Annotated in this window: 17 protein-coding genes; 12 read left to right on the top strand and 5 right to left on the bottom strand. The window is 74.0% G+C overall.

Features of this window, described 5'->3' with window-relative positions:
• Positions 1 to 154: 154 nt before the first annotated feature.
• The 3 genes from ACFYZA_RS21910 to ACFYZA_RS21900 all read right to left on the bottom strand — a co-directional run bounded on the left by ACFYZA_RS21910 (position 155) and on the right by ACFYZA_RS21900 (position 6,651).
• Positions 155 to 1,576, bottom strand: a complete 1,422-nt coding sequence (locus ACFYZA_RS21910) for a hypothetical protein (RefSeq protein WP_388492220.1) — start codon at positions 1,574 to 1,576, stop codon at positions 155 to 157.
• Positions 1,577 to 1,804: 228 nt separating this feature from the next.
• Positions 1,805 to 3,373 carry a peptidoglycan-binding protein gene (locus ACFYZA_RS21905; protein WP_388492218.1) on the bottom strand — a complete coding sequence of 523 codons (1,569 nt, stop codon included), beginning with the start codon at positions 3,371 to 3,373 and terminating at the stop codon, positions 1,805 to 1,807.
• Positions 3,374 to 3,423: 50 nt separating this feature from the next.
• Positions 3,424 to 6,651, bottom strand: coding sequence for a BTAD domain-containing putative transcriptional regulator (locus ACFYZA_RS21900; RefSeq protein WP_388492216.1), 3,228 nt, complete (start codon positions 6,649 to 6,651; stop codon positions 3,424 to 3,426).
• 762 nt (positions 6,652 to 7,413) lie between these two features.
• Here ACFYZA_RS21900 and ACFYZA_RS21895 point away from each other — a divergent pair.
• The 5 genes from ACFYZA_RS21895 (at position 7,414) to ACFYZA_RS21875 (ending at position 10,589) form a co-directional block, all read left to right on the top strand.
• On the top strand, positions 7,414 to 7,569 hold the full coding sequence (locus ACFYZA_RS21895; protein ID WP_382583501.1) for a hypothetical protein: 156 nt from the start codon (positions 7,414 to 7,416) through the stop codon (positions 7,567 to 7,569).
• A 321-nt stretch (positions 7,570 to 7,890) separates the two neighbouring features.
• Complete coding sequence (locus tag ACFYZA_RS21890; RefSeq protein ID WP_382583498.1) at positions 7,891 to 9,483, top strand: phage tail sheath family protein; 1,593 nt, start codon at positions 7,891 to 7,893, stop codon at positions 9,481 to 9,483.
• Between the two features lie 58 nt (positions 9,484 to 9,541).
• Complete coding sequence (locus ACFYZA_RS21885) at positions 9,542 to 9,985, top strand: phage tail protein (protein ID WP_382583495.1); 444 nt, start codon at positions 9,542 to 9,544, stop codon at positions 9,983 to 9,985.
• Between the two features lie 20 nt (positions 9,986 to 10,005).
• Positions 10,006 to 10,434, top strand: a complete 429-nt coding sequence (locus tag ACFYZA_RS21880) for a hypothetical protein (protein WP_382583492.1) — start codon at positions 10,006 to 10,008, stop codon at positions 10,432 to 10,434.
• Entirely contained in the window at positions 10,431 to 10,589 is a 159-nt protein-coding gene (locus ACFYZA_RS21875; protein WP_162952566.1) for a DUF6760 family protein, read from the top strand. Before ACFYZA_RS21880 ends, ACFYZA_RS21875 begins: the two co-directional genes overlap by 4 nt.
• A 1,019-nt stretch (positions 10,590 to 11,608) precedes the next feature.
• Here the strand turns inward: ACFYZA_RS21875 and ACFYZA_RS21870 are convergent.
• Entirely contained in the window at positions 11,609 to 11,752 is a 144-nt protein-coding gene (locus ACFYZA_RS21870) for a hypothetical protein (protein ID WP_388492215.1), read from the bottom strand.
• A gap of 474 nt (positions 11,753 to 12,226) precedes the next feature.
• Positions 12,227 to 12,475, bottom strand: coding sequence for a hypothetical protein (locus ACFYZA_RS21865; protein WP_388492214.1), 249 nt, complete (start codon positions 12,473 to 12,475; stop codon positions 12,227 to 12,229).
• Positions 12,476 to 13,241: 766 nt separating this feature from the next.
• Here ACFYZA_RS21865 and ACFYZA_RS21860 point away from each other — a divergent pair.
• From ACFYZA_RS21860 to ACFYZA_RS21830, 7 genes are read left to right on the top strand one after another with little or no spacing between them, the layout of a single operon-like run.
• Entirely contained in the window at positions 13,242 to 14,264 is a 1,023-nt protein-coding gene (locus tag ACFYZA_RS21860; RefSeq protein WP_388492213.1) for a hypothetical protein, read from the top strand.
• A gap of 47 nt (positions 14,265 to 14,311) precedes the next feature.
• Positions 14,312 to 14,749, top strand: a complete 438-nt coding sequence (locus ACFYZA_RS21855) for a phage tail protein (protein WP_100575468.1) — start codon at positions 14,312 to 14,314, stop codon at positions 14,747 to 14,749.
• Between the two features lie 2 nt (positions 14,750 to 14,751).
• The gene (locus ACFYZA_RS21850) at positions 14,752 to 15,474 is read left to right on the top strand and encodes a LysM peptidoglycan-binding domain-containing protein (RefSeq protein ID WP_382583478.1); all 723 of its coding nucleotides are present in this window, start codon (positions 14,752 to 14,754) and stop codon (positions 15,472 to 15,474) included.
• Positions 15,471 to 17,396 (top strand): VgrG-related protein, encoded by a 1,926-nt coding sequence (locus ACFYZA_RS21845; RefSeq protein WP_382583476.1) that lies wholly within the window; start codon positions 15,471 to 15,473, stop codon positions 17,394 to 17,396. Before ACFYZA_RS21850 ends, ACFYZA_RS21845 begins: the two co-directional genes overlap by 4 nt.
• 10 nt (positions 17,397 to 17,406) lie before the next feature.
• On the top strand, positions 17,407 to 17,847 hold the full coding sequence (locus tag ACFYZA_RS21840; RefSeq protein ID WP_100575471.1) for a GPW/gp25 family protein: 441 nt from the start codon (positions 17,407 to 17,409) through the stop codon (positions 17,845 to 17,847).
• Complete coding sequence (locus tag ACFYZA_RS21835) at positions 17,847 to 19,793, top strand: putative baseplate assembly protein (RefSeq protein ID WP_382583473.1); 1,947 nt, start codon at positions 17,847 to 17,849, stop codon at positions 19,791 to 19,793. Before ACFYZA_RS21840 ends, ACFYZA_RS21835 begins: the two co-directional genes overlap by 1 nt.
• The gene (locus ACFYZA_RS21830) at positions 19,790 to 20,359 is read left to right on the top strand and encodes a phage tail protein (RefSeq protein ID WP_382583470.1); all 570 of its coding nucleotides are present in this window, start codon (positions 19,790 to 19,792) and stop codon (positions 20,357 to 20,359) included. Before ACFYZA_RS21835 ends, ACFYZA_RS21830 begins: the two co-directional genes overlap by 4 nt.
• Positions 20,360 to 20,365 lie beyond the last annotated feature (6 nt).

Genomic DNA, 20,365 nt, shown 5'->3' with positions numbered 1-20,365 from the left:
CACCGTGCGTGGCTGGGCGTGGCCACGCGGTGGAGCCGCAAATGTCACAGCCCCGCCCGTCATGGGGGTCCCCCCTGGCCCTTGAGGCCTTGGGGGAGTTTGAGGACGAGCGCCGTTCAGGCGCGAACGGGGTCTGGGGCGGAGCCCCAGGGGGCTACGGGACTATGCGCCAGCGTTGTTGGTCGGCGGGGAGGGCTCCGCAGGGGCGGACCTCGATCACCTGGAGGTGCTTCGTGTCGTTCGGGGTCAGGTCGGACATGCACCAAGCCCCGTCCTTGCTGACCAGGCGGACGAACCCGTCCGCCCCCTCGATCGGCTGGATCGACCACTTCTGGTTGCTGGTCATCTGCCCGTTCGTGAGACTGGGCTCACCACCAGAGGCCCCCCACATCTGCACCTGGTTCCCCTCGCGCGTGTTGTCGGCGACGGCCCACGGCTCGGAGGAGGAGGTGAAGGCGAACTCGTCCTTCGGCAGCGGCCGGACGTACCAGTACTGGTCCCACGTGGGGTTGTCCCGGATCTCGTGCGCGGCGTAGACGTACCGCCCCTCCGGCTTCTGGTCCGTCGCCGTCGTCAGGTACATCCCGAGCCCGGACTGGATCCGGACCAGCTTGGTCGGGTCGTACGTGGGCTTCTTCGGAGCGCCACCACCGCCACCACCGCCCCCTCCGGAACCGCCGCTCTCCGGCTTCGGCTTGGGCGCGGGCGGCGCGGGGGCCGACGGCGGCGGGGACGGCTGCGTCGACGGGGAGGGCGGCGCGGACGGCAGCGGGGTCTGCGAACCCTGCGGCAGCGGCACCTGCTTGGCCGGTGCCTGCTCCGCCGCCTGGCTCTTGACGCCGGTGTCGTGCCGGAGCCAGATCATCACGAACGCGACGAGCAGCGCCAGCAGGATCGAACCCACCGCCAGGACCCAGCGCGGGAACACGGACGGCTGGAGATAGGTGCCGCGCAGCTCCTGCGGGGCCGCGTCGCCCGACCTCAACACCGAGACGGTGAACGGGTGTTGACGCGTCCCGCCGAACCAGGTCACGTTCACGGCCGTGAGCGCCACCTCGGCGAATCCGGCCCGGCCGGGATCGACCCGCACCGCGGTCGGGTTGGCCTCGACATTGGCCGCGTCCCCGTTGTCACGGGTGGAGAACGACGCCGTCAGCGGCTGATTGCCCAGGTTGTCGACGGCCAGGCGCCCACGCGCGCGACGCCGGCCCCGCACCGAACGCGGAACCAGTTCCGCCCGCATCTCGGCGAACGGACCGATCGTGAGACGGCCCTCGACGACATCCGCCTCGTACGGACGCTCACGCGGCTCCACCCGGATGCCGAACACACTCGGCCCGGCGACGGCGTCCGAGGTACGCGGCGGCGCGAACGTGATGTCGGCAGTGCCCTCCGCCCCGGGATACAGCCGCAACGCGGCCGGCTCGACCCGCGCCCACCCGGCCGCCTCACCGACCGGCGTAAGCCGGTACTCCTCGACGGTGTCCCCCGTATTGCGCACCCGCAGCCTGACGACGGCGCTGTCACCGGGGGCGACGGTGGTGGCGGGGGGCTCCAGGGCAGTCCACATACTCACGCCACGAGTCAAGTGGGGCAGGGGTTGAAGTACAGGGCCGGAAGGGGCAGTTCCGGGGGCAGGACTCGCTGCCCGACCGGCCATCCCCGCTGGTCCGGTGGCTCTGCGGGGGCCACCGGACGGAGCTGGACCCGGGCGGTCGCGGGGGAACGACCGCCCGGGAGTCTGAAGAGGCGAGCAGCCTCTCAGGCCTCGGTCAGCAGGGACTAACGCCCGCTAACGCCGGCGCTAACGGCCCGGGTTTCCACGGCCCTTCACGTCGCCGCCGACGAGCCAGTTGAGGGTCTTCGTGTCGGCGACCCCGGTCGCCGGGAGACCGACGGCCGACTGGTAGTCCTTGACCGCCTTGGCGAGGTTCCCGTCCGACTTCATCGGGTGACCGTTCTTCTGGCCTGCCTTGAAGTAGTCGATGCCCTTGTTGGCGTAGTCGCGGTCGCGGTTGAGGTCGACGTCCGAGATCTGCGCCTGATTGGCCCACCACAGGGCCGCGGCGAGCTGCGTGACCTGGTAGTTGTTCGCGCCGCTCTTCACGTCGTCGGCCCGGATGCCCTGCGCCCACATCGAGGTGAGGGTGGCCCGGCCCAGGGTGCCGAGCTTCTTGTCGGTGGCCGTCAGCTGCATGCTGCTCTTCTTGTCCCGCATGACGTGCTGCTGGTAGCAGGTCAGCGAGGCCTGGGTGGCCTGATCGATGATGCCCGCGGTCCAGCCGGACTTCAGCGTGCACTCGTTGCCGAGCGTGGCCAGGCGGTACTGGGCGAACGTGACGATGTCGTCCGGCTTGTACCCCACGTCCCACACCGGGCCCACCGGCGCGTTCGGCGCGGCGGCCGCCTTCTTCGGGGGCGGCGGCACGACCGGCGGCCCGCCGCCGAGCTCGGAAGCGGCATCCCCGCCACCGCCGCCACCGCCTGCGCCGCCCGAGCCGTCGCCGGCCGGGGCGGACGCGCCGGTCTGGACCGGGGGCGCGGACGGAGGGGCGGAGGGCAGCGGGGACTCGGCGCCCTGCGGCACCGGCTGCGCGGCGGCGCCCGCCTGCATCTCGGCCGTCGCCGTGTTCACCTTCGGCTGGAAGGCCAGCCACAGTGCCACGGCCGCGATTGAGGCGGTGACGAGACCGCTGCCCACCATGAGCAGCCAGCGCGGCAGCACGGCGCGCTGTTCAAAGGCGCCGACGACCTGGAGCGGGGTGTCGTCGCCGGAGCGGCGCACCGACAGGGTCATGCGGTGGTGTTCGGCCGAGCCGGTCCAACGCACCTGCTGGGGGCGGATGTCGAGCTTGGCGAACGCGGCCCGGCCGGGCGCCGCCTGCACCGAGTTCGGCGTCAGCTCGTAGGTGAGCCGGTTGGTTTCGTCGCGGATGATCAGCGACGCCGTGAGCATGGTGTTGCCCAGGTTGTCGACGGCGACCGAGGCCCGCCCGCGGAACCGGCCCACCAGGCTCGGCGGCAGCAGTTCGGCACGCACCTCGGCGAAGGGCGCGACCGTGACCTGGCCTTCGAGGACGTCCCGCACCTCGGACCGCTCGCGCGCCGCCACGCGGATGCCGTACGAGGACGGTCCCGCCAGGGCGTCGGGGGTGCGGGGCGGCGCGAAGGAGATCTCGGCGGTGCCCTCGCTGCCGGGGTACAGACGCAGGGTGTCGGGCTCCACCCGGGCCCAGCCCGCGGGGTCGCCGACGATCGAGAGCCGGTACTCCTCGACCGTGTCCCCGGTGTTGCGCACGCGCAGCCGCGCGGTGGCCCGCCCACCGGGATCGACGGCGACAGCGGCCGGGTCCAGAGACGTCCACATGGTCATGGGGGAAGGCTAGGGGGCACGCCGGACGGCCCCCTGCCCAAAAGGCTCTGTCAGAGGGCAGCCCTGGCTGCACTCGCGGCCCCGGCGGCCGAACAGCCCGGCGGGGCGCCCGGCTGTCTCGGGACCGTGGGAGCGGTCCACAGCAGCGAGGTCAGCTCGTCGGCCTCCGCCGCGCCCCGTGCGCTCAGCAGCCGGTGCGCGGTGCGCAGCGAGGCCAGCGCCGAGAGCGCCGGTGTCTCGCCGAGCGCGAGCAGCGCCCGGCCGCGCGCCGCGAGCGCGAGGCCGCGACAGAACGGGTCACCGAGGTCGCCCTCGATGGACAGCGCCTGCGTCGCACAGGCCGCCGCCTCCCCGGGCCGTTCCCTGGCCAGCGCGCAGTGCGCGAGCCGGGCCCAGGCCAGCGCTTCCCAGCGCAGGTCGCCGACCCACTGGTGGTGCTGACGCGACTCGCGCAGGTGCGCCGCCGCCCGTACCGGCCGGCCGCCCGCGAGCAGCGCGCAGCCGATCTGGTACAGCACATGACCGAGCGTACCCCGGTCCCCCAACTCCCGTGCGGAGCGCAGTACTTCGTCCGCGGCGGTCTCGGCGCGCTCGCGGTGGCCGAGGACCATGTGGGCGCGTACGACATGGGCGAGGACGCGCACCGCGTCGCCCTGGCTGCCCACTTCCACGAAGCGGGCGTAGGCCTGCTCGAACAGGGGCAGCGCCTCGTCGGTGCGGCCCATCGCGGCCAGGATCATGGCGAGTTCGTACGAGGCCTCGGACTCGGTCAGCGGGTCCGCCGCGAGCGCCGCGAACCGCAGGGCCTGGCGCAGGGTGCGTTCGATGCCCCGGTAGGTGTCGGCGCCCGGCTGCGGCACGGCGGCGATCAGGCGCAGCGCCCGGCCCGCCGAGCGGGAGTCGCCGTGGCAGTGCGCGGCGGCCAGCGCGCGCCGCGCGGGGCCCTGGAGTTCGCGGCGCCGGGCGGTGCCGAGGACGAGGTGTGCCCAGCCGGTCAGGAGGTCCACGGCGGGCGCCAGCGCCTCCTCGCCGAGGTCGGCCCAGGGCCCCTTGCCGAGCGCCTGCTCGGCGGTGGCCCGGATCAGCTGGTGCGAGTCCTGGAGCCAGGCCCGGGCGGCCTCGGCGTCGACGGGCCGGTAGCCGGGCGCCTGCGCCGCGTACAGCAGATCGGGTACGCCGCTGAGCGGGCGCAGGCAGCGCACGACGTGGGTGACGGTGGCCAGGACGTGGTGGAGCAGCCTGCGCTGGGCGGCGGGCCGCTCGGCGGCGTCCGGGGAGTCGGCGAGCACGCGCCGGGCGAAGATCCGTACGAGATCGTGGAAGCGGTAGCGGTCGACCCCGGACGCCTCCAGGAGCCCGGCGTCGACGAGGGCCTCCAGGGCGTCCTCGGCCGCGTCCTCGCCGATGTCGAGCAGGGCGGCCGCGGTGGCCCGCCCGAAGAGCGGTACGGCGGCGGCGGACGTGAGCCGGAAGGCGCGGGCGGCGTCCGCGTCGAGGCCTTCGTAGCTGAGCCGGAAGGCGGCGTCCACGCCGAGGCCGTCCGCCTCCAGCTCGTCCAGGCGGTGGCACTCGTCGCCGAGCCGGGCCGCCAGGTCGGCGACCGCCCAGTCGGGGCGGGCGGTGAGGCGGGCCGCCGCGATGCGTACGGCGAGCGGCAAGTACCCGCAGGCGGCGACGAGTTGGCGGGCCGCTTCCGGGTCGGCGGCCACGCGCCCGTCGCCCACGATCGTCTCCAGCATGGCGAGCGCGTCCCGCTCGGCCATCGCCTCGACGTCCAGGAGCCGGGCGCCGGGAAGCCCGACGATCCGGGTGCGGCTGGTGACGAGGACGGCGCTGCCGGGGGTGCCGGGGAGCAGCGGGCGTAGCTGGGCGGTGTCACGGGCGTTGTCGAGCAGGATCAGTACGCGCCGGCCCGCGAGGAGGGAGCGGAACAGGGCGCCCCGCTGGCCCGCGTCGTCGGGCACGGCGCCCTCGGCCACGCCGAGGGAGCGCAGCAGGTGGGTCAGGACGTCCGCGCTGTCGGCGGGCTCGGCGTCCGCGCCGCGCAGGTCCGCGTACAGCTGCCCGTCGGGGAAGGACCTGCGCATCCGGTGCGCGGCGGCGGCGGCGAGCGCGCTCTTGCCCACACCGCCGAGGCCGGTGAGCACGGCCACGCCCACGGCCCGGGCCTGCGAGGCCTCCTGGAGGAGGGTGGTCAGCTCGCCGAGCGGGCCTTCGCGACCGGTGAAGTCCCTTATCGGGGGCGGCAGTTGGGTGGGACGGGAGCGGGCCGGCGGGCTCGCGGGTGCGGGGCGCGCGGGCGCCGTGACCCGTTGCGGGCGGGCGGCGGCCGGCACCGGGAGCGCGGGGCCGGGGGCGGAGACCGGGGCCGCCGCGGGCGGGGTGAGGCGGGCCCGGACCGGGGGGCGGGAAGACGTGGCGGGCGGGGTGGCGGACTCCTGCCGGGGGCGGGGAGGGGTGGCGGAGTCCTGCCGGGGGCGGTTCAGCAACCGGGTGTGCAGGGCGGTCAGTTCCGGGCCCGGGGGGACGCCGAGGTCCTCGGCGAGGGTGCGGCGGGTGGACTCGTAGACCGCGAACGCGTCCGCCTGGCGGCCGGCCCGGTGAAGGGCCAGCATCAGGAGGGCCTGGGTCCGTTCGCGCAGGGGGTGTTCGGCGGCGAACGCGCGTAGAGAAGCGATCGTGGAGACGTGGCGGTCGAGCGCGAGGGCGCCGTGGAAGTGGTCCTCGCGGGCGGAGAGCCACAGTTCGGTGAGCCGGTCGCGCTGGCGCTCGGCGTGCGGACCCGGAAGGCCGGCGAGCGGGCTGCCGCCCCACAGATCGAGCGCGCCGGACAGCTCTTGGTGGGAGGCCGCGACGTCGCCCACGCCCCGCAGCCGGGCGGCCTCGGCGAGCCGGGCCTCGAAGACGGTGGTGTCGAGCGCGGCCGACGGCACCCGCAGCGCGTAGCCGTCGTCGGCCGACACCAGGAGCCGGGCCGGGGTGCGGGCGGGGCGGCCCGGTTCGAGCAGGGTGCGCAGCCGCGAGACGTAGGTGCGCAGGGTGCCCACTCCGCGCGGGGGCAGCCGTTCGCCCCAGATCGCGTCGAGGAGCTCCGGCATGGACACCGGCCGGCCGCCGCGCAGCAACAGGACGGCGAGCAGGGCCCGTTGCTGGGGCGGACCGAGCCGCAGGGGCCGGCCGTCGAAGTCGCCCTCCACGGGTCCGAGCATCCGGAACCGCAGCCGGTCGGCTCCGCCGCCGGTTATGCCACTTACGCCCGCTCCGCCGGATTCCGTCACGCGCCGCCGCCTCTTCCTGTCACTCCACCCCGGCCGATTCGTCCCCCGACGTTTGCCCTTCCGGCCCCCCGGATCCTGTTCGTCCGGTCACCGAAACGCTACGCCAGGAGGCCTCCGAGGCCCGCATCCGCACACCTGTCGCACCGGGGGTTGGCTTGAACTGCCCCCTGTTGCCCCCGGGTAACGGGCCAAAAGGGCACGGCTCCTGCCCCCAAGACGGGCCGGGCGCCTCTTACGTTCCGTATGGGCCAGGTAAATAGTCGCGAGTCGTCGCGGAAGGCTCAGGGGGCGCGCTCCGAACCCCCTTGAGCGAGGACGCGGGTTCGCTGCGCGGGGTTCCGGGAGTGGTTGTTCGGCTGCGGGCCGTGCGGGGCGTTCGCGCCCACGCGGCGGGGCCGCAAATGTCACAGCCCCGCGCCCCTGAAAACCCGCTTTCGGCTGCGGGCCGTGGGGCCGTTCGCGCCCACGCGGCGGGGCCGCAAATGTCACAGCCCCGCGCCCCTGAACCCGGTTTCGTCCGTCCACCGTGCGTGGCTGGTCGCGCAGTTCCCCGCGCCCCTAAATGCCTTGGTGCGGGCCCGCACCAAGGCATTTCAGCCCGTCATGGGGGTCCCCCCTGGCCCATAAGGCCTTGGGGGGAGGCGGCCGGCCCCTGGCCAGAGGGGGCCCCGGGGGAGCACGCTACGTACGGACAGCTACTGCACGATCACGGACTGGGGCGGCGTGGACGGAGCCGGCATACGTGCCTAGGGGGTACGCGCCATGAGTGACAGCAGTGCGGAACAGCAGGCGGCGGAGGACCGGCGACGGAGGGAGGAGCTGTTGGAGAAGGTCCGCGAGGCGAACCGGCTGAGCACCGGACGGCTCTGCTCCCCGTCGGGCCCGGCGCTGCCGGACGACGACGAGGACGAGGGCTGACCGGCCCCTTCCGGGGTATTCACCACGGAGGGACCGGTCCGGATCCGGCATGAGCCGTACCCGATCCGGCCGGGCGAACCCGCGCCGATGACCGGAAGGGCAGCTTGTGCTGCCCTCGTCCACGCACCTTCTTCCCTCCCCGCGCCGCCCGCGCTACGCGAGGCTGGACCGGTAATTGGCCGGTGGCAGCGTTTCGGGGGGCGGGACAACCGCATGCAGCTCGGATTCGGAGTGAGCCTTCCGCCCCGCGCTCAGCTAGGCCCCTCAGCTTCTGGGCGCTAGCCCACCCTCCGTACACCCAGCATCAAGGAGCAGCTTCCCGTGCCCAACTACCTGTCCCCCGGCGTCTACGTCGAGGAAGTCGCCAGCGGATCCCGCCCCATCGAAGGGGTCGGCACCTCGGTGGCCGCCTTCGTCGGGCTCGCACCCGTGGGGCCGCTCAACGAGCCGACGCTGGTGACCAACTGGTCGCAGTACGTCGCCGAGTTCGGCGAGTTCACGGACGGGTACTACCTGGCGCACTCCGTCTACGGCTTCTTCAACAACGGCGGTACCGCCGCCTACGTGGTCCGCGTCGGCGGCTCCGAGGACGGCGCCGGCAAGGCCGCCGCCCCGCAGTCCTCGGCCACCTCCGCCCCGCAGGCGATCACCGCCGGCGAGGCCGTGGCGCTCGGCACGTTCAAGGTCTCCGCCATCACGGCCGGCACCGCCAACAACGGCGCGCTGACCGTCGAGGTGCAGGACGCCGAGGGCGAGGGCAACGGCGACCGCTTCAAGCTGGTCGTCAAGGACGGCGAGACCGTCGTCGAGAACTTCGACGTCAGCGCCAAGAAGTCGGCCCGCAACTACGTCGTCACGCAGGTCAAGCAGCGCTCCAAGACGATCACCGTCGAGGAGGCCGTGGCCGGTGGCCAGCTGGCCAAGCCGGACGCGCAGGCCGTCACCCTGGCCCCGCCGGCCCCCGCCGCGGCGCCCGCCCCGACGAGCAGCGGCACGGTCGCCCGGATCGAGTCCGGCCAGTTCATCGGCGACTCCGCCGACCGCACCGGCTTCGGTGGCCTGGAGGCCTACGACGAGATCAACATGGTCTCGGTGCCGGACCTCATGTCCGCCTACCAGCAGGGCCTGATCGACCTGGAGCAGGTCAAGGCCGTCCAGCTCGGCCTGGTCGCGCACTGCGAGCTGATGGGCGACCGCATGGCCGTCCTCGACCCGCCGCCCGGGCTCAACGCGCGCGACATCCGCAAGTGGCGCATGGACGTGGCCGGTTACGACTCGCGCTACGCCGCCCTGTACTACCCCTGGATCAAGGTCTTCGACCCGTCGAGCGGCCAGACCAAGGTCGTCCCGCCGTCCGGTCACATGTCCGGCATCTGGGCCCGCAACGACTCCGAGCGCGGTGTGCACAAGGCCCCCGCGAACGAGATCGTGCGCGGCGCCGTCGACCTGGAACTCCAGATCACCCGCGGCGAGCAGGACCTCCTGAACCCGGTCGGCGTGAACTGCATCCGCGCCTTCCCGGGCCGCGGCATCCGCGTCTGGGGCGCCCGTACGCTCGCCTCCGACCCGGCCTGGCGCTACCTGAACGTGCGCCGCTACTTCAACTACCTCGAAGAGTCGATCCTCATCGGCACCCAGTGGGTGGTGTTCGAGCCGAACGACCAGGCGCTGTGGGCCCGCATCCGCCGCAACATCTCCGCGTTCCTGGTCAACGAGTGGCGCAACGGCGCCCTGTTCGGCCAGCGCCCCGAGGACGCCTTCTACGTGAAGTGCGACCAGGAGACCAACCCGCCGGAGTCGGTCGACCTCGGCCGCGTGGTCTGCGAGATCGGCATCGCGCCGGTCAAGCCCGCCGAGTTCGTCGTGTTCCGACTCGCCCAGTTCTCGGGCGGCGGCGGCGAGCTGGAGGAGTAGACCGCGCCCCAACTCGCCTGTCCCACAGCCTTTTTCGCACGAACAGGAGTAAACCAGCATGTCGCTTCAGCCTGGTGATGCGCTCACTACCCACAACTTCGGCCTGCAGATCGACGGTGTCATGGTCGAGTACCTGCAGGAGGTCAGCAGCCTCTCGATGGAGCAGGACGTCATCGAGTACCAGCAGGTCTCGGCCGACGGCAAGCCGATCATCAAGAAGCTCCCCGGCGTCAAGAAGGCCGGCGAGTGCACGGTGACCCGCGGTGCCACGCAGTCCGCCACGTTCTCCGAGTGGATCAAGCAGTCCATCGACGGGAACATGGGCTCGGCCCGCAAGAACGCCTCGATCATCATGATGGACTACCAGGACAGCCCGGTGAAGCGCTACAACCTGCGCAACGCCTGGTGCACCAAGGTCGAGGTCAGCGCGGTCAAGGCGGGCGACGCCTCGGCCATGACCGAGCAGGTCACCATCACCTTCGAAGAGCTGGTCATCGAGTAATGCGCCGCGAAGGTCCTGGAATGGCCGGCGCGCCCGGGGTGGACACCACCACCCCGGCCGCGTCCGGCGCGCGGGAGACCCTGCGCACCGAGTTCGAGTTCGAGCTGCCGCGCGGGTACGTCGACGAGTCGGGCACCGTGCACCGGCGCGGCGCGATGCGGCTCGCCACGGCCCGCGACGAGCTGGTCCCGCTGCGGGACGTACGGGTCCGCGAGAACCCGGCGTACCTCTCGGTGGTCCTGCTCGGCCGGGTCATCACCCGGCTCGGCACGCTCGGGGACGTCCACGACGGCACGGTGGAGAGCATGTTCGCCTCCGACCTGGCCTTCCTCCAGGACTTCTACCGGCAGATCAACGCCGAGGGCCACACCCGCGCCGCGGTGGCCTGCCCGCACTGCGAGCAGTCCTTCGAGGTCGAGCTGGCCGGGAGCCGCCTGGGGGAATCGTGACGTACGCGGCCGACCGGATCGAGGAGGAGACCGCGTACCTCGCCTACCACTTCCACTGGGACATGGACTCCATCCTCGACCTGGAGCATGCGGACCGGCGGGCGTACGTACGGCGGGTGGCGGCACTGGTGGAACAAGGCGAAGGGGAGCGGTGACGGGGGATGGCCCTGTTCAAGCGCCGGCGTAACCGGCCGTCCGAGGCCGGGGCGGCCACGACGGCCCAGGCGGCCACGGACGCCGTGACCCCGGTCGTCCCGTCGCCGTCCCCCGCCCAGGGGGACGGCGGCTGGGCCGCCGCGCCCGTGATGCAGCGCGCCCTGGCGGCCCCCCGCCTCACGGCCGAGTCGGGCTTCGGCTCGACGCTGGCCGCGCACCAGGACCTCTCGGTCGTACGTCCGCTGACGCACGCGGTCTCCCCGACGGCCCCGCACGGCGTTCTCCACAACGCCCTGACCCCGGTCGTCGGCAGCCCGTCGCCCCTCCCCCTGCCGGTGCTCCGGCTGCCGGTGGCGGTACGGGACACGGCGAGTGCCGGTCCGGGTGCCGGTGCCGGTGAGTCCGTTTCCGCGCCGTTCGGTGGGCCCGCCGTCCAGCGGTCGGCCACGTCCTCGGCTCCGGCCACTCCTTCGACTCGGGGTGCGGCTTCGAGCGACAACTCCCGTTCGCCTGGGCGTAGTTCAGCCACGACGTCCGGTGGCTCCGCCTCCGTGCCCGGCGCTTCGGCTCCGGCCTCGGGTGGTGCGGCCCCCGCCTCTGGGCCTTCGGCCCGGGGGCTCGCTCCTTCCGCTCCGGCCAGTGGTGGGACGCGTCCCACCACTGGTGGCTCCGCCCCGGCCCCTGGCCGTTCGGCCGCCGCGCCCGGCTCTTCGGCGCCCGCCTCCGGCGGTTCGGCAGCGGCTCCGGCTGTGCGGCGGTCCGCCGCGTCCTCGGCCACCCCTGCGGCCGGCCCGGCTCCCGCCGTACAGCGCGCGGCGACGCCTCCGCGCGCCACGCGGGGGAGCGCCGGTACGACGCCGGATTCCTCCATGCAGCCCGCTCCCCCGGCTCCGGCACCCTCAACCGGCGCCGCACAGACGCCCGTTGGGCCCGCATCCCGCCCCGCGAGCAACTTCGGGCCCTCGGCTCCGGCCACCCCGGCCGCCCCTGGTCCGGGGCCCGCCGTGCAGCGAGCCGCTCAGCCTTCGTCCGACCGGTCCTCGTCGGCCCAGCCCATGCCGGTCAAGTCTTCGCCCGGCGCCGCCAACACCCCCGCGCCGACGGCCCCGACCGTCCAGCGGGCGGCCACCCCGCCGAGCGCTTCGGCGAACGGTCCCTCCACGACACCGCCGGCGGCCGCGCCCCGCTCAACTACGCCTGCGCAGAACCCCGTTCAGCCGTCACGAGGGTCCACGAACACCCCCGCCACGCCGAGCCCGGCCCCCGCCGCCCCGCGCCCCGACGCAGCCGGGCGCGCCTCGGCCGGCAATCCCTCTTCGGGCCCGACGGACGCCGTGCAGCGGCGAGTCGAACCCGCCGCCAAGCCTGCGCGGCCGACCGGTCCGGCGCCCTCGACACCCTCGACGCCCCCGACGCCGCCGTCACCCGCCGTTCAGCGAGCCAAGACGCCGGCGCCTCCCGTGTCCCCCGCGCGACCCGACGCCCCGCAGGGCGACATGGACCTCCCCGTGCGCAAGAGCGGGCGCGACGAGACCCGCTCCCCGGGCCCGACCGGCATTCCCGCCGTGCAGCGGACGGCCGCGCCTTCCGCCAAGCCCTCGACCGACGGCCCCGGCAAGGCGCCCGCCCCTTCGGCTCAGGCGGCCCCGGCGTCCGCTCCGGCCGCGCCCGCGACCCCGGCCGCCCCCGCCCCCGCCGTACAGCGCCCCGTGCCGCCGAGCCTCGCCGCGCCCGAGCCCATGCCCGTACGCGGTGAGGCGTCCAAGCCCGGCCCCGGCCCGGCCCAGGCCCCGACTCCGGCTTCGCCGGTCCAGCGGGCCGCGTCCGCCCCGGCATCGCAGGCCACGCCGCCCGCGCCGCCGGTCCGGCCCACCCGTGCGGACAAGCCCGTTCCGGCGAGCCCCATCGGGCCCCCCATCCAGCGGTCCGCCATGGTGCCGCCCGGCACGGCCGCCAACCCCGCAGGCGGCAACCCCGCCGGTTCCCGCCCCGCCCCGCGCCCCGGCACCACTCCCTCAGGCCAGGCCGCCCCGGCACCGGCTCCCCGGGCTGCCGACGCGCCCGCCGTCGTTCAGCGGGCCGGTACGAATGCGGGCGGGACGAATGCGGGCGCCGCGAATTCGGGCGCCGCGAATTCGGGCGGTACGCGTTCGGGCGCTACGAATGCGGGCGCTACGCATTCGGCAGGGACGCATTCGGCCGGGACGGTGGAGCCGCCGCGTGCTCCCGTGACGCGGCCGACCGTGGGGTCAACTCCGCCCATTCACATGCCGGTTGCTCCATCGACCGGCAGCCAGGGCAGCCCGTCGGGCGGTTCCGGGCAGGGGTCGCCCGGGGTCGCTCAGGGGGCTGCCGGGCCCGGGTCGGGCCCGGCGGGTCCCCGCTCGACGGCGGCGCCCCTCGGTGGGTCCGGGGCGGCTCCTTCGGTACAGCGTGCTGCCACGGGGCCGTCGAGCCACGCCGGTCCGGCCGCACAGTCGTCGGGCCACGCCGGTCCGGCCGCGCCCACGCCGAGCCCGGCCGCACAGTCGTCGGGTCACGCCGGTCCCGCCGCGCCCTCGGCCTCCCCGCAGCGCGCCGCTCGGAACTCGCCGCAGGCCGCGGTGCCCGTACGCCGCACCACGTCGGGCGGGTCAACTCCCGTGCTGCCCATGCCCGTTCAGCGCGCGGCCGCGTCCGGCGGGCGTTCGCTCACCTCTGCTCCGCGATCGGTGGTGCCGTCCTACCAGCTCGACCCGGTCGGCGTGGTGCGCCGTCCCGTCGCGCCCGCCGAGCCCGCACCCGCGCCCACCCCCGCCACGGCTCCCGCCCCCGCTCCCGCCCCTGCGCCGGCCGAAGCCGCGCCCCCGGTGCAGCGCAAGCCCATGGTGCGCCGGGTCAGCCGGATGCAGAGTCCGGCGGGTCCGGACACGGGGCGGCGGCGGCCGCTCATCGGGGCGCCGATCACCCCGGCCCCCGCCCCTGCCCCCGTGCGGGCCCCGGCCCCCTCGCCCTTCGCCACACCGGCACCGGCACCGGCTGACGTCCCCGCCGTCCAGCGTGCGAGCGCACCCGAACCGGTGGCCCCGGTCACCCCGGTCGCGCCCGCCGAGCCGCTCCGCAAGGTCCGCCTGCCCGGGCCAACCCCCTTGCAGCGTGCGGCGGTCGACGGGCCTCCGCTCGCCTCCGCCCGTCCGCTCACCACCCGGCACCAGAGCGCGCCGAGCCTTCCCGGCGTGCCCAACACCCCGGGACCGGGCCCGAGTTCGTCCCCGCTGCCCGCCCCGCTCAAGCGCGCCCCGGCCACCGGCGACAGCCGGCCCGTCGTGCCGCTGCGCGGTCCCGCCCCCAGGCCCGGCCTGGCGCAGCCCACCGTGCAGCGGGCCGTCGCCGAGCCGGCCCCGGCGCCCGTCGTCCCCGTACGCCGGAGCGCTCCGCCCGCCCCGCCGGCCCCGGCCCCCGCGCCGAAGCCCGCGCACTCCGCCCCCGTACAGCGGCAGGCGGGTCCGGCCGTCGTGCAGCGGACGGAACCGGCCGGTCACGCCACCACGAGCGCCCCGCCCGCAGGGGACGCCGAGCCGCCGGCGCACGACATCGACGCCCTGGCCCGCAGACTCGTCGCCCCGCTCTCGCGGCTGCTCCGCGCCGAGCTGCGCGGGGACCGCGAACGGATCGGGCGGCTGCGCGACCGCTGACCGCCACCACCTGCCCGTAACCACTCCCACCGACGGAAGACCACCCCATGCCCTCCACCCTTGACCCCGGCTCCACCGTCTTCTTCAAGCTGACCATCGACGGCCAGAACCTCGGACTGTTCAACGGGTGCGACGGGCTCGCGTCGGAGGTCGAGGTGGAGCAGCGCCAGGAGGGCGGCAACAACGGGTTCGTGTGGCAGCTGCCCACCCGGGTCACGTTCTCCACGATCCGGCTGACCCGGCCGCTGACCGCCGACACCTCCAAGGTGGCGTCCTGGATCTCCTCGCTCGCCACCGGCATCACCCGGCCCACCGCGCAGATCGCGGCGCTGCGCGCGGACGGTTCGATCGTCGCGCAGTGGGGTCTCGTCGAGGTCCTGCCGGTGCGCTGGACGGGGCCGAGCCTCGACCCGGCGAGCCCGAGCGTGGCCACCGAGACCCTGGAGATCGCCCACCACGGATTCACCGACGCGGGAGGTGCGTGAGCATGGCCGCTCCCACCGGAGGAAAGTCGGCGGGCCTGTCCCGCGCCACCCTCGCCATCCACCAGCCGCCCACCGATCTGGGCGGCTCGATGGGCGGGCGCATCGGCGAGGTGAAGTTCCAGTTCAACCCGTCGCAGGTGCAGCTGGGCCGGTCCGCCAACTGGATCACCACGCCCGCCGTCTCCTACAGCCGGGGCGCGCCGCCGAAGTTCACCGGCGCGATGCCGGCCTCGCTCCAGCTGGAGGTGTTCCTCGACGCCTCGGGCACGCCCAGCTCCAACACCGTCCAGAACCAGGTGGAGTTGCTGCTCTCCTGCTGCGAGGTGACCTCGCAGAGCATCAGCGCGAAGGCGCCGTCGCCGCCGTGGGTGGAGTTCAGCTGGGGTTCGTTCTCGACGGTCCAGTTCGTCGCGTACGTCACCAGCGTCAACGCCAACTACACCCTGTTCAGCCCCAACGGCATGCCGCTGCGCGCCACTTGCTCGCTGGCGCTGACCGAGGTGTCCAGCGAGACCAAGCGCCAGAACCCCACCTCGGGCGCCCTCTCCGCGCGCCGGGTGCACCGCACGGTGTCCGGGGACACCCTGGCCTCGCTCGCCTGGCGCGAGTACGGCGACGCCACCCAGTGGCGCGTCATCGCCGAGGCCAATGAGATCGACGACCCGATGCGACTGAGGCCCGGCACCGAGCTGCTGCTGCCCGCTTCCTCCGAGGACATCGCGTGACCGAGAAGACCTTCACCACCGTCCTGCACGTCCAGCTGAACGGCACCGTGCTGCCCGACGCGCTGGCCCTGCGCCTCATCGAGGGCTGGGTGGACTCCTCGGTCAACGTGCCGGCCGCCTTCCAGCTGACCTTCAGCGACAAGGACAGCCAGCTCACCACCAAGTTCCCGATGCTGAAGATCGGGGCGAAGGCGATCCTGAGCCCGTTCACCGACGGCAGGCGCGGCGACCCGATGCTGACCGGCGAGGTGACCGCGATGGAGGTCGACGCCGAGCCCGGCGCCGGCCGCACCCTGGTCGTGCGCGGCTACGACCCCGGCCACCGGCTGCTGCGCAACCGCCGTGTCGAGGGCTACCCGAACATGACGGCCTCCGACATCGCGCGCCGCGTCGCCGGCATGAACAGCCTGTCCATCGGCAAGATCGAGTCGACGTCGACGGTGTACGACCTGGCGACCCAGCCCAACATCACCGACTGGGACTTCCTGTCCCGCCTGGCCGCCGAGAACGACGTCCGCCTGTCCTTCGACAACAAGGGCAAGTTCAACTTCGCGGGTCTTGCCCCCGCGTCCGGCGCCCCCTCCGACACGACGGCGGCCGCGCAGAGCCCGTACGTCCTCGACTTCGGGGCGAACACCCTGCACAGCCGGGCCTCGATGACGGCGGCCGGGCAGGTCCGCAAGGTCAACGTGCGCGGCTGGGACATGCGGACCCGGCAGCAGCTCAACGCGCCCTCCCCGGCGGTCACCAGCAAGGACATCGTCGCCGACATGACCCCGGGCCAGGTGACGCTGCCCTTCGGCCCCGCCGAGCTCACCGCCACCCAGGTGCCGCACACCACCCTGTCGGAGGTCACGCACGCCTCGCGCGCCCTCGCCGACGACGTGACGGGCGCGTTCGCCGAGCTGGAGGTCGCCGTCACCGGCAACCCGCAGCTCAAGCCGGGCACCCCCATCGCCGTGAAGGGCGCGGGCTTCCCGTTCGAGGGCAAGTACACCGCGACCGGCGTACGCCACGTCTTCGCGTCCGGCGAGAAGTACACGACCTGGCTGAACGTCTCGGGCCGCCAGTTCCGTTCGCTGTACGGGCTCGCCTCGGGCGGCTCCGAGCAGGCCCCGCAGATGCCGGGCGTCGCGGTCGCCCTGGTCACCAACACCAAGGACCCGCGTCGGATGGGCCGAGTCCGGCTGCGCTTCCCGTGGCTGTCCGCGACGTACGAGAGCGACTGGTGCCGGGTCGCCCAGTTCGGCGGCCGGGACGGCGGCGGGCTGCTGCTTCCCGAGGTCAACGACGAGGTGCTCTGCGCCTTCGACCGGGGCTCCCTTGAGCACCCGTACGTCATCGCCGGCCTCTACAACGGCATCGACAAGCCCACCCGCGAGCCCGACAACTACCCGGCCGTCGACCCGACCAGCGGGCAGATCAACTGGCGCTCCCTGACGGCCCGCAGCGGGCACACCGTCGAGCTGCTCGAAAGCGGCGGGGCGGCGCGCATGGCCAGCGGCATCCGGCTGCGCACCGGCAAGGGCAGGCTGCACATCCAGCTGAACGAGGCCCGCACCTCCCTGACGATCAACAGCGACGGCAGCGTCGAGATCAAGGGCATGCGCACCGTCGACATCGAGGCGGGCGGCAACCTGTCCCTGAAGGCCGGCGGCAACCTGAGCCTGAAGGCGGGCGGGGCCATCGAGATCGACGCGGGCATGGCCATCAACGTGAAGGCGGGCCTCGCCCTGGACATGAAGGCGGGCGGCGAGGCCTCCATCGGCGCGGGCGGCCTGATGGCGCTGAACTCGGTCGGCGCGACGACCATCAACGCGATCGCCAACCTCACCATCGACTCGGCGACCGTCCTCGTCAACGCGCCCGCCTTCTCGATCCAGTCGGCGGCCCCGCTGGTCAACGGCGCGCCGATCATCTAGGAGAGTTGAGATGAGCGAACACTTCGTCGGGGCCGGCTGGGCCTTCCCGATGCGCACCGAGCCGGGCGGCGGCATCGCCCTGGCCCGGCGCGACCGTGAGATCGAGGAGTCCATGCGCCTGGTGCTCGCCACCGCGCCGGGCGAACGTCCCATGCGTCCCGAATTCGGCTGCGCGGTCCACGACTTGGTGTTCGCGCCCGTCAACGACGCCACCGCCGGGCGCATCCGCTACGAGGTGCGCACCTCGCTCGACCGCTGGGAGCCCAGGATCGAGGTCGAGGACGTCACGGTGACCCCCGCCCCCGACGAGCCGACCGTGCTCCACATCGACGTGCGCTACTCGGTGCGGGGCACCAACAACCCGCGCAGCCTCGTCTTCCCCTTCTACGTCATTCCCTCCGAGGGCGGCGACCAGCCAGGCCCGACGCCCGGCGAAAGCGAACGAAACTGATGGCCCTGCCCGCACCCCACCTCGACGACCGCCGTTTCCAGCAGTTCGTGGACGACGCCAAGCGCTACGTCCAGCAGCGCTGCCCCGAGTGGAGCGACCACAACGTCTCCGACCCGGGTGTCACCCTGATCGAGGCCGTCGCGCACATGGCGGACCAGCTGGTGTACCGGCTCAACCGGGTCCCCGAGAAGAACCAGCTCGCCTTCCTGGACCTGCTCGGCGTGACCCTGTTCCCGCCGTCGGCGGCCAAGGCCTCGGTGACGTTCTGGCTGTCGGCTCCGCAGTCGGAGCCGGTCGTGCTGCCCCGGGGCACCGAGGTCACCACCGGCCGCACCGAGACCGAGGAGGCGGTGGTCTTCGCGACCGACGACGATCTGACGATCGTGCCCTGCCGGCTCGACCAGGTGCTGCGCCAGCCGGCCGGCTCCGCGCCCGAGAACTGCTCGCAGGACGTGCTCGGCGGCAACGACGTCTCGGTGTTCAGCTCCGGCCCGCTCCCCGGCGACGTCCTGCTCTTCGGCCTGTCGGCGGCCCTGCCGAACTGCACGGCGGCGCTGCGCCTGGAGAGCCGCGTCGACGGTGTCGGCGTCGACCCGCGCCAGCCGCCCCTGGTGTGGGAGGCGTGGACGGCCGACGGCTGGGCCGAGTGCGAGGTCGCCGAGGACAGCACCGGCGGTCTCAACCGCCCCGGCGAGGTCATCCTGCACATGCCGCCCGCGCACATCGTGTCCCGCATGGGCGGCCTGGACGCGGGCTGGCTGCGCTGCCGCGTCGTGGAGGCCGCCCCCGGCCAGCCGTTCTACAGCGTCTCGCCGACCGTGCGCGGCGCCTCCGCCTTCACCATCGGCGGCACCACCCGCGTCTCGCACTCCGAGTCGGTGCGCGACGAGTCGCTCGGCGACTCCGAGGGCGTCCCGGGCCAGCGCCTGATGCTGGCGCACGCGCCCGTCGTCGGCGGCGTACGCCTGGAGATCTCGGCGGGCGAGGGCTGGGAGGAGTGGGAGATGGTGGGCGACTTCGCGTCCTCGTCCCCCTTCGACCGCCACTTCACCCTGGACGCGGCCACCGGCGAGCTCGCCTTCGGCCCCTCGGTGCGTCAACCGGACGGCTCGGTACGGCAGTTCGGAGCCGTACCGATCAAGGGCGCGGCCATCCGCGCCTCCCAGTACGGCACCGGCGGCGGCCGCTCCGGCAATGTCGCCCGGGGCGCGATCCAGGTGCTTCGCAGCTCCATCCCGTACATCTCCCGGGTGGAGAACCGGGAGGCGGCTCGCGGCGGGGTCGACGGCGAGACCGTCGAGGAGGCCAAGACGCGGGCTCCGATCGCGCTGCGCGCCCAGGAGCGCGCGGTGACCGCCCGCGACTACGAGGAGCTGGCCCGCCGGGCCGCCCCCGAGACCGCCCGCATCGCCTGCCTCGCGGCGGACGCGGACGACTCGGGCGAGAACGCGGTCCGCGTCCTGGTCGTCCCGCAGGCCGTGCCCGACCGGGGCGGCCGGCTGCGCTTCGAGCAACTGGTGCCCGGCGACGAGCTGTTGGGCCGCGTCACCTCGTTCCTGGACGACCGCCGCCCGCTCGGCACCCGCCTCGCGGTGGGCCCGCCGTTCTACCAGGGCGTCACGGTGGTGGCGACCCTGCACTCGTTCCGCGCGGCGAAGGCCGACCACGTGCGCGACGAGGCCCTGAACGCGCTCTACTCCTACTTGGACCCGCTGACCGGCGGCGCCCACGGCACGGGCTGGCCCTTCGGGCGTCCGCTGCGGGCTGGCGAGATCTTCGCGGCGCTCCAGCGGGTGCCGGGCGTGGAGCTGGTCGACGAGGTGCTGCTACACCCGGCCGACCCGCTGACCGGCCGCCGCGGCGACGCGACCGACCGCATCGAGCTGTCGCCGTCCGCCCTGCTGTTCCCCTTCGACCACCGCGTCCGCGTCATCGAGGCCCGATGAGCGCGCGCGGATCCGTCGACGGGCTCGCCTCCTCGCACCCGCTGGGCGGCCAGCTGCCCGCGGTGTACGCGGACGACGACTTCGCCCAGCGTTTCGTCGAGGGCCTGGACGTGGTGCTGGCCCCGCTGTTCAACGTCCTGGACTGCCTGGAGGCGTACTTCGACCCGGCGATCGCGCCGGAGGACTTCGTGGACTGGCTGACGGGCTGGGTCGGCACGGAGCTCGACGGCACCGAGCCGCTGGAGATCCGCCGTCACGCGGTGGCGACGGCGGTCTCCCTGCACCGCGTCCGGGGCACCGCCGAGGGTTTGTCGCGCGCGGTCGAACTCGCCTTCGGGGTACGCCCCGAGATCAGCGAGAGCGGCGGTGCGGCCTGGTCGGCCCGGCCGCTCGGCCCGTTCCCCGGCGACGCGAAGCCGTCCCTCCGGGTGACCCTCAAGGTGTCCGACCCGTCCACCGTCGACTCCCACCGCCTTGAGGCGGTGGTGGCGGCGGCCCGTCCCGCGCACCTCCCTTTCACGGCCGAGGTATCCGCTCGCAAGACCCTCACCCACGAAGGGAACTGACCTCTC

This window comes from Streptomyces sp. NPDC001828 (assembly GCF_042892175.1).
GTDB lineage: Bacteria > Actinomycetota > Actinomycetes > Streptomycetales > Streptomycetaceae > Streptomyces.
This window is presented reverse-complemented; position numbering and strand designations above follow the sequence as displayed.